This window comes from Pseudalkalibacillus hwajinpoensis (genome assembly GCF_039851965.1).
Lineage (GTDB): Bacteria > Bacillota > Bacilli > Bacillales > Guptibacillaceae > Guptibacillus > Guptibacillus hwajinpoensis_E.
This window is the reverse complement of the sequence record NZ_CP156674.1, coordinates 3320590-3333608: the sequence shown is the minus strand read 5'-3', so window position 1 is coordinate 3333608 and position 13019 is coordinate 3320590. Positions and strand designations below refer to the sequence as shown.

The window sequence follows — 13019 nt, the reverse complement described above, 5'->3', positions numbered from 1 at the left end:
TCACTCCTTCTATCATGGTTCTATTCTATCAAAAAAACTGAATTCTCTTTCACTTTTTTACTTTAAGTCGACATCTTGTTCTTCCTAGGACAACTTTTGTTATAATGGGGAACAGTAAGTAGTCTGCTGCTCTTATACCAATGCTACAACTATAAGAAAGAACTTTATTCATTTAAAAAGGACGTGCTTACATGATCTATGAAAATATGGCTGATCTTATCGGCAACACTCCGCTACTTAAATTAAACCGTGTTCCGAATTCTAATGGAGCCAAAATTTATGCCAAACTTGAATATTTTAATCCAAGTCGAAGCGTAAAAGACCGAGCAGCCTACAATATGATTATACAGGCTGAAGAGAAAGGACTATTGAAAGACGGATCGACAATTATTGAACCTACATCCGGTAACACGGGGATCGGGCTTGCTATGAATGCTGCTGCGAATGGTTATCCTGCTATTATCGTCATGCCTGATAATGCTACACAGGAACGCATTAAGCTTCTAAAGGCTTATGGTGCAAAAGTTGTTCTTACTCCTTCATCAGAAAAGATGCCTGGAGCCATTAGGAAAGCTAAAGAAATTGCAGAGACAATTGATAATAGTTTCATTCCAATGCAATTCGAAAACGAGGCGAACCCTGATGCACATAGAACATCTACGGCGATCGAAATCATTGAAGGAATGAAGGAACTCGGAGTAACACCCGCTGCTTTTGTCTCAACAGCAGGAACCGGAGGGACAGTGACAGGGACTGGAGAAGTTCTAAAAGAACACTATCCAGACCTCACAGTTCATGTTGTGGAACCTGAAGGGTCCCCTGTACTTTCTGGAGGAAAACCCGGGAAACATAAGCTTGTAGGAACAAGCCCTGGATTTATACCTGATATTCTAAACACTTCCATTTACGATGAAATCATTCAAATCACTGACGAACAGGCTTATGAAGTAACGAGAAAACTCGCTCGCGAAGAAGGGCTTCTAGTTGGTCCTTCGTCAGGGGCTGCCGTTTATGCAGCAATGCAGGTTGCAGATCGCCTATCACCAGATCAAGTTGTCGTTACAATGACCTGTGATTCAGGTGAACGTTATCTCTCAAGTGATCTATTTAGTTCCTTATAATTTGCCCCTAGTAGGTTCTAACCATTAGTGGAGAATCAAAAAAAACCTCGCTATATGGAAGTTTCCTTTTATTAACGCCATGCCAAAACCGGCATGGCGTTTTCTCTATTATTTTGCAAGTTCATAGATAGCTTCGGCATAAATAGCAGCAGCTCTCAGTAAATCCGCTATATCTACATACTCATCTTTCTGATGTGCAACTTGAGGTTCACCTTTAAACAAGGCACCAAAAGCCACACCAGCTTTAAGGGAGCGGGCATAAGTACCTCCTCCGATTGACAGTAGCTCAGCCTCTTCACCTGTTTGCTTCTCATAAACACGTTGAAGTTTCTCGATTAGTTGATGATCTTTAGAAACATGATGAGGTGTCATATGATCTAGCACGTTCATTGACATTGAAAGAGGGTTTGTTACTCTTTCAAACTTTGCTGTTACTTCATTAAATTCACAGGTAACCGGATAACGAAGGTTTATCCCAATCTTACCACCTTCATTAAACGAATAAGAAAACGTTCCAGCATTCATTGTAAGGGTCCCAGTAACCTTATCCTCGAACTGGACGCCTAGACGCTCTCCATTAACATCGTCAACCAACCACTTAGAAATAAACCCTATATACATTGCCCCATTCTCATCAATGGGCTGGTTTTCGAGGAATGTGGAGAGCTTGAAGGCTGCATTAATCCCTTTATTTGGTACTGACCCATGCACTGATACACCATTCATTTTCAGGGTGAGCTCCCCATCAAGCGTGGCATCCCCATCCAGTTCATTTTCCATCAAATATAGCTTATATTCCTTTTGAATCTTAAGCAATTTCTCTTGATCACCTGCACAAACTGCTGATGCAAAATCTGGGACCATATTAAGACGCTCACCTGATTCGAAGGACTGAAGTGTAAGATCGCTTATATCCCCACCCAAAACAGGGAAAGTCCATTCAAAATCAGCAATTCCCTTTTCAGCATGAATGATTGGAAATACAGCGTCAGGAGCAAAACCCATAGAAGGCATTTCTTCATTCTTAAAATATGTATCGACACATCGCCATGAACTTTCTTCATCCGTACCTATAATCATGCGAATCCGCCTTGAAAGGGAAGGGAAAAGCTCTTTAACAATCATCATCGCCCAGTAAGAAGCAATAGTAGGTCCTTTATTGTCAATAGCACCTCTTGCAAAAAGTTTACCATCGCGGATCTCCGGTTCGAACGCAGGTGTTGTCCAGCCACTCCCGGCAGGGACAACATCAACGTGGCATAAAATCCCAATGAGTTCTTCTCCTTCGCCAAACTCCAGATGACCTGATACATGTTTCACATCTTTCGTTTGAAACCCATCACGCTTTCCTAATGCAAGCATATAATCCAGCGCTTCTCTGACCTCTTTTCCAAAGGGTGCTTCAACACTACTTTCTTCTTCGTTTAATACACTCTTAATTTCAAGCAGACCTTTTAAATCATTCAGAAGATGTTCTTTCCTCTTCAAGACTTCATCATGCCAGTTTACTGCACTCATTCCTACTACACCCGCCTTTTTAATTTGTCGTATACCCCTTGATCACAAATCACAAATAGTTTTGCATTCCTTGAAATCGCTTCGTCCAGACGACGATTAATATCCATTTTATCGCCATCTGCGATGAGGGTCGCACCCTCTTCCAACAGAGCATTGAATGCCTCCCGATAAGTCGTCCAATTTTGATGAACAGGTATTTCATATAAATTGTCGCCATAACTTCTACTTAAAAGTTGTGAATACACACCGGAAATTCCTTTTGTAAAAGCAGATCGAACCGCCATACGAGAAATCGCCTCGTGCGATAACACAAACTCATCTACTTGAACATGTCTGAAATTCTTAATGTGTTCTTCTTTCATTACTTCAACGGTAGTATGGATCTCTGCTGACAATCGTTCTATTGAACTCGCAATGATCAATGACTTCCCATCTGCTAGCAGAGCATCATAAATGCTATCATCTGAAAAAACAAGTACGGCCTTTGCGTTCATAATATCTGCTTTTCGAAGCACTGCTTCCTCAGCAGCATCCCCCTGAATGTAATGAATATGTTCTTCCAGGATAGGAGCCTTAGGCAGCTTATCAATAATGACAATTTCGCACTTCTCCGAATCCATGATCTCAGAAACTGCATAAGATGCTTTTTGTGACCAACCAATAATGACTATGTGATTATTACCCTCATATGGCACCTTTCCTTCCTCCCTTCTTTTTTTTATCTCAGCAAACCCATCAACAAATTTACCGATCACTACTCCAATCAACCCAATTCCTACAATATAGAGAAACATTGCATAGATTCTCCCGCCAATTGAAACTGGAAAATAATCTCCGTACCCAACTGTAGTGACGGTTGTCATTACCCACCATAACGCCTCGAACAGGGTAGGAAATGTCTCTGGCTCAATAAGACGCATAATCATTGCACTTACCAATACAAGGGCTAACGAAGCATAAAACAAGAAACGGTTATTAAGTTTGATCGCTTTTTTAATGAATATTCGTATAAACACAAGTATCCCCCTCTCCCCTTGATGATTCTATATCTATAAGAATAGCAAAGGAAGGAATGATAAGGAAGAAAGATCCAAATGAAATGAAATTTTTTGCCGAAATAACTGAATTATTGTAAAATAAACTTTAAAGAGGGGGTGTAAGTTATTTCGAAAAAGGGAAATGGCAATAAGAAAAATAAATAATGCCGATCAATCGCTTATCTTATGAAAGTGGTATGACCCTATTCGTCATTACACCAAGTTGTTCCCAATACATCCAGTTATCACTTCCAGACGCAATCGGAGCACTCAACCAGACAAACTTTCATGAAAAAAACGAAGGAATCCTTTGAAATTAAATATATCTTTACGTTTCCTTCATATGGTTTTAATAGTAGAAAACTATGCTAGGGATAAGGCGTTGATTACATGTTAGGGAGTGGTTCTTTGAGTATAACTTCAACTGATCGTATGATGACCCGTATCAAGTCTATCTATCTTTTTATTAGCAAGCATGGTACTGTCAGCACAAATGAGTTAGTTGAAGAGTTTGGGATTACCCAGCGAACAGTTCAAAGAGATTTGAACGTACTGGCCTACAATGAATTAGTCAAAAGCCCAAACCGAGGATTCTGGACAACCACGAGTAAGAGAGTTAAAGTAGGATAACAATTATAAGGACTGGCTTATTGACACCTTGTTGACGTAAGCCCTTGTTTTTGCCATTATTTATATCCATAAGAAAAAAGCCCATTCAAGGGCTTTTTTCTTATGTGAAGATTATTTTTTGAGATAATGATGATATCCTGCTGGAACAATCACTTTTCCGTGCTGAAAATTCACAGATTCATTCAATTTGAGATAAGGATGCTCGCTTGAAAGAAAATCAGATAAGAAACCTTTAGAAAGCTCTAACCCATCGATTTCGCCATCCGGTTTAATGACAACTTCTTTCACTTTCCCAAGTTCTTCTCCATCTTCTGTAAGTACTTCAGCCTTATGCAATGACGTGTAAGAGTGTTGATCAGCAAGGGCAGCGGATTGTACTTCTTCATTATGTTCGTTAAGCGTAATGCTATCTTGTTTCCACGTGAGCTGATTATAAGGAACAATGAGATTCTTATGCACGCCTTTCGTTTTACGATCATCATCAGTAACAGGATAGTTATCCGGAGTAAATTGCCCTCCAGATGCCTGGATCGAATGAAGCATTTCTCCCGCGTGATGATCCGGCACAGCATCTTTTTCGTTAGAAGCCTCTTTCCTATCAAGCTCAACATAGGTTACTCGACGTAAAGACGAATCAAAATAAATTTGCTTTACTTTAAATTCAGCAGTTGAACGACTGCTAAGTTTGCTACCGTTTAATTTTTCTCCAACCTTAATCATCAATATCCTCTCCCTCTCAACTGTCTACTCCTTGTTATTCCCTAGCTCAGTGAAAAGGAAACGAGAGATCACTTTTGTAGAAAGGCTACTTCATCTTCTGTTAGTTCTCGGTACTCTCCTGGTTCAAGATTGCGGTCAAGAAGAAGTTCACCCATTTGAATTCGTTGTAAATAAACAACCTTCTTCCCTACTGCTTCAAACATGCGTTTCACTTGATGAAACTTGCCTTCATGAATGGTTAATTCAATCTGAGAAGTTTCCCCTTCTTCAATAATGTTTAGTTCACCTGGCTTTGTAACATAACCATCATCAAGGGTTACGCCTTTCCTGAATGCTTCAACATCTTCTTCGGATACCATTCCGCTCACCCGTGCAAAATACGTTTTGGGGACATGATGTTTCGGTGATGTTAGATGATGAGCTAGTTTCCCATCATTTGTGATAACAAGTAAACCTTCCGTATCTTTGTCAAGACGGCCAACTGGAAATGGTTCAAAAACCTGATCTTCAGGAATTAATAAATCGATGACAGTTTCATCTTCATCTTCTGTCGCAGAAATAACGCCCCCTGGTTTATTCATCATCAAATAAATATATTCTCGATATTCTACGGGTTCATCATGTACGGTTACAATGTTAACCTCTGGATCAACATGTTGTTTCGGATCCTTTGAAACTTCTTCATCTATACGGACGATCCCGGTCTTGAGAAGCTTCTTTACCTCTTTTCGAGTTCCATATCCCATATTGGCAAGCAACTTATCTAAACGCATCAAATCGCTTCCTTTCCATAATTTTTCCAACATTTATTATTATTTTGAGCATAACTTGAGGGAATCAAGGGTATGTAAACGTTAAATGCCAAAATGCACGTTTGGAGTGAACAGAATGACAGAGAAAGTTGGACTTTTAGCAACTGCACGAAAGAAAAGCAACAAATCAGCACCTGTTACCGAGTTCTATCAGAGTCCTTTATTTCAAAAAACGCTTGAATACGCTTTGCACCACTATGACCGCATGTATTTCTATAATGCCAAAGACGGTCTATTATTACCAGACGATATAATGGATCCGTACGATGTTTCAATTAAAACATTTACACACCAACAACGAGAAGAATGGGCTCAAAAAGTGATTGAGCAATTCTCTTCGTATGAATCTTCCTCAAATATAACAGTATGTTTACATGGGGGCTCCGTCTACCGCAAACATCTCGAACCTCAGCTCAATCGTTTTGATTATTATTATGAAGTACCGCTCAAAGGTCTGGGCATTGGCGAACAGCTGAGCTGGTACCAGAAAAACTCAGTATAACACGTGACATCTGCCCAGCAACACTGCCTAATCTTCACATACACTATCTCGTAACCAAAAAGGGGGGATCGTGTATGTATGATCGACAGCAGGGGCAGAGTTATCAAATATTCCCAGGTTATCCAGGTGGACCAGGGTTCCCAGGCCAGCCAGGATATCCAGGTCAACCGGGATATCCTGGAAATATTGAACAACAGCTTCGAGAAATCGAACGCGAGCTAAGAAGACAGAATCGCCGAATTACACGCATTGAACGACAACTCGGCATTCGTGAAGACGAATACGGTTATTAATCATAACTGACGTATACCTTAAAAAATGAAGGCCCGTGGGCCTTCATTTTTTAACGGCGTTTTAAGAATGAGAATCGTTCACCAAGTACTAACCCAGCAAGATTTGAACGATAGGAAAGCCACAGATAAATAACTCCTCCTACTGTAATTCCAACTAAAAGATTAATAATGGAATAAAGCATGCTACCACCTTCACTTGCTGAAAGGTAAAGATTAGGCATAGCTGATTCAAGTGGTAATGTAGCTGCTTTTGCAGCAACTGCCATGATCCCAACAAAAATACCGATCAACAAAACCCTTCTAAAAATGAAGCCAAATTGATAATTGGTAAAACGCTTGATGATGAATATCGTAATAAGAACAGATGTTAATAGCCCGATGTTTGTAGCAAATATAGCACCTTTTCCTTCAAATAAAACAACGAGTGGATATGTTAATCCAGCTTTCAATCCTAAACCAGCTAATAAACTATAAACTGCAAACTTCTGTTTATTAACGCCTTGAAGAATCGCTGCTGTTACTGAAAAGAGTGCGAACAAAATCGCTGAAGGGGCGTACCACATTAACAATGAACTACCAAGGTCCTGATTAACGGTTGGATAAAGAACACGAAACACAGGATCTGATAGTACAGCTAGACCAATCGCAGCTGGCGTCGTAAGGAATAACAATATTTGAAACGTTTGTGTCAGCTGCTTCTGAAGAATCGCATCTTTGTTTGATGTAAATGATTTAGTAATTGCCGGGATAATCGTCATCGCAAGCGCTGTTGCAAGTGAAACTGGAATCATTATCAACTTGTGAGCAAGTCCCGTAATAATGGCAAAAACAGACTCATATGAAGGTTGATCATACCCAACACTCTTTAGGGCGGGATTTATTAGAAATGTATCAACCTGGAGATACAACGGAATCGCAAGACCTACCACTACAAACGGAAGGGCATACGTAATAATTTCCTTATACATATCTGAAAGGGAAACATTGTAATCCACTGTACTTTCAGCAAGATGCCGATCAAGTTCAGGCTTGCGCTTTCTGTAATACCAGAAGACTACCATCAGACCACCCACCGCGCCTACAAATGCACCAAATGTTGCATACGTGGCGGCAGTCGCTGCTTCACCGTCCATCACATTTATGATAATTACACTTGATGCAAGAATAAATACGATACGGAAAATTTGTTCAACAACCTGTGAAACCGCAGTTGGCCCCATGGATTGCAGCCCCTGGAAGAAACCACGCGTCAAACTCATGATCGGTACAATTAATAAAGCCATACTGACGACGCGAATAACGAGCGTAACATCTGCGATGGTGTTCCCTTCGCTTCCTTCGTCAATGACGATGCGAGCAATTGGTTCTGCCATTAAAAATAACGCAAGGAATGCGATGAAACCAGTGAACGTCATTAGTATAAGCCCTGATTTAAAGAGTCTTCTTCCTGTTCGATAATCCCCTAACGTGTGATATTTCGACACGAACTTTGAAACAGCAAGCGGAATACCAACAGTCGATAAGCTAAGCATAATCGTATATGGTGTATATGCATACTGATAGAGTGCTACCCCCTGTGTTCCAACCAGGGCAGTAAACGGAAACATGTAGATCATTCCCAGTACTCTAGAAAAAAGGGTCGCAGCTGTAAGCAGCATCGTCCCTCTGATCAAATTTGAATCAGACATTTCTCCAACTCCTACTTCTAACCATTCAACTATATATTTTCGTCATCTATCAACAATTTTCAACAGTTATAAAAATACACCTCTTCATTCTAAGCTATTTACCTGTTAACAACAATTATAAATTTCCGCGAAACTTTAATATGTATTGGAAATTGTGGTATGTTTGTCTGTAGCAAAATGAGAGAGGTGTAAGCATGAAATATGATGTCATTGTGATTGGCGGCGGTCCGTCCGGACTCATGGCGTCTGTATCAGCGGCGGAACACGGAGCATCTGTGCTGCTCGTTGATAAAGGAAACAAACTCGGTAGAAAACTGGCTATATCCGGGGGCGGAAGATGCAATGTTACAAATCGACTTCCGCTCGACGAGCTCATTAAATTCATCCCAGGTAACGGTAAGTTTCTATACAGCGCATTTAATATCTTTAATAATGAAGATATCATAAAATTCTTTGAAGATCTCGGCATTCAGCTAAAGGAAGAAGATCACGGGAGAATGTTTCCCGTCACAGACGATGCAAAATCTGTTGTGAACGCACTTCTAGACAAAGTACGGAAACTAAATGTGACCATTCAAGTAAATACGCCTGTTGAAAAGGTATTGTATCAAAACGGTGCTGTTTCAGGGGTAAGACTTCAAACAAAAGAAGAAATCACAGCGTCCAACGTAATTATTGCCGTTGGAGGTAAATCAGTACCACATACTGGTTCCACTGGCGATGGCTATGCATGGGCAGCAGAAGGTGGCCACACGATTACTGACCTTTATCCAACTGAGGTGCCAGTGACTTCAAGTGAACTTTTTATTAAAAACAAAGAACTACAGGGGTTATCCCTTCGAGACGTCGCCTTATCCGTTCTAAATCCGAAAGGAAAAGTGATCAAAACACACAGATGGGACATGATTTTCACCCACATCGGTTTATCTGGACCAGCGGTCCTTCGCTGCAGTCAGTATGTCGTGAAGGCAATGAAGAAATTCAATGCGCAGTATATCCCACTTCAAATTGATGCCATTCCCGATCAAAATGAAGAAGAAATTTATCGTGAACATATGAAAATCGCAAAAGAAGAGCCGAAAAAGGCCATTAAAAACATTTGGAAAAGCAAAGTACCAGAACGATATATGCTTTTCCTTCTTAATAAAGCAGAGTTATCACCTGAGACGACCTATGCACATTTATCAAAAGAAAAAGTGCGTGACTACGTCCGTCTTTTAAAACAATTCCAGGTCGCCATTGACGGCACACTGCCTATTGATAAAGCATTCGTTACCGGCGGCGGTGTATCACTAAAAGAAATACATCCAAAAGAAATGGCCTCCAAATTCACAGAAGGACTCTACTTCTGCGGAGAAGTCCTCGACATCCACGGCTACACAGGCGGATACAACATCACAGCAGCCTTCGTAACCGGCTACACAGCAGGAAAAAGCGCAGCGGAAAGAAAAGCGGAAGTGGCCGATTAGACCCGGCAGGCACTGGAGCCTTTCAAATTGAACACGTTCTTTGTGTTCGGTTTGAAAGGTGAAGTGACCGAGGGTCTAATCGGCCACTGCAGCTGGATCTCACGAAAAGCGAAGACGAGCGCTTAGAAACGGAGATATTGGAACGCTTGAACTGGAACACGCTTTTTGTGTTCCAGTTCAAGCGTGAAATAAGGAATTCTTAAACAAAACGAGAGGTAACTGCCCGATGCAGCTACCCCTCGTTTTTAATTCGTTATCGTTTCTTTCGATTTCTTCCACCGCTCCTACTTGATGAAGAGGGCTTACGAGATTGACGCTGACGGCCTCCTCTTTCATCGTTCTGTCTTCTTCCGGAATCTCGCTCTTCATGAGCTGGTAAAGCATTTTCAACCGTTTTACGCTCAAGCTTTTTCCCGATTCCTTTTTCAATCATTTGAATGAATTGCTGATCTTTCGATGCAATAAATGTATAGGCGGCACCATCCTCACCGGCACGACCAGTTCGACCAATACGATGGATGTAGCTTTCGGTATCCTGAGGAATGTCATAATTAAATACATGCGTAACACCCTCAATATCAAGTCCCCTTGCTGCTACATCGGTCGCTACAAGAAGCTGAATTTTCGCATCACGAAACCTCTTAATAACACCTTCACGCTTGGCTTGAGAGAGGTCACCATGAAGCTCATCAGATAAATATCCTTTGGATTTTAAGTCTCCATTCAACTTACTCACTCTACGCTTTGTTCGGCAAAAAATGATACCTAGAAACGGTCGCTCTTCGTCGATTGTTTCTGTCAATGATCCAAACTTTCTTCGATCAGTTGTTTCAATGACATATTGCTGAATTTCTTCTACTGTTTTACCCTTCTCTTTCCCTTTAATTGTCTTCGGCTTATGCATAAAACGTTTCGCAAGTTGTTTAATGTCGCTAGAAAGTGTAGCAGAGAATAGAGCAGTCTGACGATTTTCAGGTGTTTCATTGATGATATCTTCTACTTCTCGTAAGAACCCAATATGGAGCATTTGGTCTGCTTCATCAAGGATGAGAAAAGCTGTCTGAGACAAGTCGATTGTTTCTCTGCGAACATGATCGAGAAGGCGTCCAGGGGTACCAACAACAATGTGAACCTGTTTATTAAGACGCTTAATTTGCCTCTCTACATCTTGTCCTCCATAGACTGCAAGCACATTAATGTCATCGCGTCCCTCAACTAATTTCATTAATTCATTTGTAATTTGGATCGCTAATTCCCTTGTAGGCGTTACAATCAATGCCTGAACCTCTGGCGCCTCCGTATCAATCTTTTCTAAAATTGGAAGTAAAAACGCAAATGTTTTACCTGTACCTGTTTGTGCCTGTGCGATTACATCCTGTCCATTAAGCATGACCGGGATCGTTTCCCTCTGAATATCAGTAGGAGTATGAATCCCCTGTTCCTCTAACCGTTCAATAATCTGCTTGTCTATCTCTAATTCTTTAAATTCGTTCAAATTATTCACCTCATGTTTAGTATATCAATTGTTGCTTTCTTCTCTCAGAAATGTTGAATTCTTTTCTGTAGTAACACAAAAAGCTGCCTCCTTGACGACAGCCGGAGAGCGGTCGCTTGAGACAGCCATTTCTTATTATGCTAGATAGTTCCCCATTACTTTCGAAACGTAATTCTCTGTTTCCTTGAATGGCGGTATACCACCGTATCGATCAACATTGCCTGGCCCTGCATTGTATGCAGCAAGGGCAAGCTCTGTATCACCATTGTATTTATCAGTCATTTGCTTAATGTATTTAACGCCACCTTCAATATTCTGACGCGGATCGAAAGGGTCCTTCACACCCAGTGATGCCGCTGTAGCAGGCATTAACTGCATTAACCCCATTGCACCAGCACCACTTACACTCGATGATTTATAGCCCGATTCTTGCTTAACGATCGAATGTATTAGTTTAGGATCAACCTGGTACTACTCAGAAAGCTCCTCAATATATCCATCAATTTCGAGCGATGATGAAGAGTAGGAAGCAGACTGCGGTTGGACGATAGGAGCGAATGTATTTTCATTGTAAATATTCATAGAACTCATACCGGCAGGTGCCGGCTGTATTTCTTGTTCACTAGATTGATTAGTGAGAGCCTCTTCAAGCATGTCAGTAAAGGAAAAAGCTGATAATTGCTGATTCGCCATCACATTACCTGGGTGCAATTGACGCAATGCTTGTAAGTCCATCATAGCACGAATGAGTTCTGCCTTCATTTCAACACCTCGGTATAGTTGGTTCCCTCATTATAGCAGATACTTAAGAAGAACGAATCATTTTCTTCAAGTCTTTATACTTGGATCCTTAAGAAAAAGGTGTTATGATTAATTAATCTTATAGACTTACTAGGATTAAATATCAAGTTAAGCGCCTTTTAAGAGTGCTACTCCTAAAGGCGCAGACAGAACTATGAAGAAACGGTCATGTAATAAATAGGTTGCTTGCGCTGCTTCATCAAGATCTTGACAGCAAGTCGTGCTGCTTTTCGGTCTTCAGCAAGCACAATAATCTCTTTATCACATACATCGGTTTCCTTTGTCTGTCTTCCCAGGTAAGAAAGCGGAATGTTCTTAGCCTTCTCAAACGGCGCTCGGTGTGAAAGAATATAATCTCTCACATCAATCAAACAATATTTATCATCATCAAGCCGGTCAAAATTGATCGGTTTCATGTATGAATAGGGATAAAAAGTTCTCCATAATCCCAGTGTAAATACCGAAAAAGCAGCAACAACAGCTCCCCATAATGCCATTTCATCTCTCTCCTTTATAAGCAGGGCTACTTAACGTTTCCCTCCCATTTCATCATACCACCGACCATGTTCTTTACTTCATAACCATGTTCTTTTAAATATTCACAAGCACTTTCACTGCGTCTTCCAGATCTGCAAACCATAATGTGCTCTTCATCTTTGTTAATTTCATTCATTCGTTCTGGAATAGTGCCAAGGCGGATATGTTTCGCTTCAGGGATCATTCCCTCTTCTACTTCTTCATCCTCACGAACATCGATAAGTGATACTTTCTTTCCGTTGTTTAAAAGTTGTTGTACCTCTTCAGGTGTAATCGTCTTAATTTCATTACTCATAAAAGCATTCCCCTTCCATTAAGATCGAATATGATTTTCCATCGCTATTCACTTCAACAAAAACAATCGTACATGATTTGTAAGTGCAATACAAGAATTCT

14 protein-coding genes and 1 pseudogene are annotated in these 13019 nt (G+C 40.7%); 5 read left to right on the top strand and 10 right to left on the bottom strand.

The window, feature by feature from the left end:
• Positions 1-191 precede the first annotated feature (191 nt).
• Positions 192-1121, top strand: a complete 930-nt coding sequence (gene cysK, locus ABFG93_RS17170; RefSeq protein WP_347549225.1) for a cysteine synthase A — start codon at positions 192-194, stop codon at positions 1119-1121.
• Positions 1122-1229: 108 nt separating this feature from the next.
• Here the strand turns inward: cysK and pepV are convergent, their stop codons facing one another.
• Entirely contained in the window at positions 1230-2639 is a 1410-nt protein-coding gene (gene pepV / locus ABFG93_RS17165; RefSeq protein ID WP_347549224.1) for a dipeptidase PepV, read from the bottom strand.
• A gap of 5 nt (positions 2640-2644) precedes the next feature.
• A complete protein-coding gene (locus ABFG93_RS17160; RefSeq protein ID WP_347549223.1) occupies positions 2645-3655 on the bottom strand; it encodes a potassium channel family protein in 1011 nt (336 codons plus the stop codon).
• A gap of 411 nt (positions 3656-4066) precedes the next feature.
• Between ABFG93_RS17160 and ABFG93_RS17155 the strand changes: the two genes are divergently transcribed.
• Positions 4067-4306 carry a DeoR family transcriptional regulator gene (locus ABFG93_RS17155; protein WP_159783850.1) on the top strand — a complete coding sequence of 80 codons (240 nt, stop codon included), beginning with the start codon at positions 4067-4069 and terminating at the stop codon, positions 4304-4306.
• A gap of 111 nt (positions 4307-4417) precedes the next feature.
• Here the strand turns inward: ABFG93_RS17155 and ABFG93_RS17150 are convergent, their stop codons facing one another.
• Complete coding sequence (locus ABFG93_RS17150; protein ID WP_347549222.1) at positions 4418-5026, bottom strand: PRC-barrel domain-containing protein; 609 nt, start codon at positions 5024-5026, stop codon at positions 4418-4420.
• Positions 5027-5094: 68 nt separating this feature from the next.
• Entirely contained in the window at positions 5095-5799 is a 705-nt protein-coding gene (locus ABFG93_RS17145) for a pseudouridine synthase (RefSeq protein WP_347549221.1), read from the bottom strand.
• A gap of 115 nt (positions 5800-5914) precedes the next feature.
• Between ABFG93_RS17145 and ABFG93_RS17140 the strand changes: the two genes are divergently transcribed.
• Both ABFG93_RS17140 and ABFG93_RS17135 read left to right on the top strand, forming a co-directional pair.
• Positions 5915-6340: a DUF6884 domain-containing protein gene (locus ABFG93_RS17140; protein ID WP_347549220.1), complete on the top strand. Its 426-nt coding sequence runs from the start codon at positions 5915-5917 to the stop codon at positions 6338-6340.
• A 74-nt stretch (positions 6341-6414) separates the two neighbouring features.
• Positions 6415-6633 carry a hypothetical protein gene (locus ABFG93_RS17135; protein WP_347549219.1) on the top strand — a complete coding sequence of 73 codons (219 nt, stop codon included), beginning with the start codon at positions 6415-6417 and terminating at the stop codon, positions 6631-6633.
• A gap of 50 nt (positions 6634-6683) precedes the next feature.
• Here ABFG93_RS17135 and ABFG93_RS17130 read toward each other — a convergent pair whose 3' ends face one another.
• Positions 6684-8321 (bottom strand): putative polysaccharide biosynthesis protein, encoded by a 1638-nt coding sequence (locus tag ABFG93_RS17130; protein ID WP_347549218.1) that lies wholly within the window; start codon positions 8319-8321, stop codon positions 6684-6686.
• A 194-nt stretch (positions 8322-8515) separates the two neighbouring features.
• Here ABFG93_RS17130 and ABFG93_RS17125 point away from each other — a divergent pair, with 194 nt between their 5' ends.
• Entirely contained in the window at positions 8516-9790 is a 1275-nt protein-coding gene (locus tag ABFG93_RS17125) for an NAD(P)/FAD-dependent oxidoreductase (RefSeq protein ID WP_347549217.1), read from the top strand.
• A gap of 253 nt (positions 9791-10043) precedes the next feature.
• Here ABFG93_RS17125 and ABFG93_RS17120 read toward each other — a convergent pair whose 3' ends face one another.
• From ABFG93_RS17120 to ABFG93_RS17105, 5 genes and pseudogenes are all read right to left on the bottom strand, one after another.
• Entirely contained in the window at positions 10044-11294 is a 1251-nt protein-coding gene (locus ABFG93_RS17120) for a DEAD/DEAH box helicase (protein ID WP_347549216.1), read from the bottom strand.
• A 126-nt stretch (positions 11295-11420) separates the two neighbouring features.
• Positions 11421-11762, bottom strand: a pseudogene (locus ABFG93_RS17115) (lytic transglycosylase domain-containing protein); the annotation flags it as partial.
• Complete coding sequence (locus tag ABFG93_RS23160) at positions 11757-12047, bottom strand: hypothetical protein (protein WP_431522105.1); 291 nt, start codon at positions 12045-12047, stop codon at positions 11757-11759. The pseudogene ABFG93_RS17115 and the gene ABFG93_RS23160, both read right to left, overlap by 6 nt.
• A gap of 191 nt (positions 12048-12238) precedes the next feature.
• A complete protein-coding gene (locus ABFG93_RS17110) occupies positions 12239-12583 on the bottom strand; it encodes a rhodanese-like domain-containing protein (protein ID WP_347549215.1) in 345 nt (114 codons plus the stop codon).
• Positions 12584-12609: 26 nt separating this feature from the next.
• On the bottom strand, positions 12610-12918 hold the full coding sequence (locus ABFG93_RS17105) for a rhodanese-like domain-containing protein (RefSeq protein WP_347549214.1): 309 nt from the start codon (positions 12916-12918) through the stop codon (positions 12610-12612).
• Between the last annotated feature and the right edge of the window lie 101 nt (positions 12919-13019).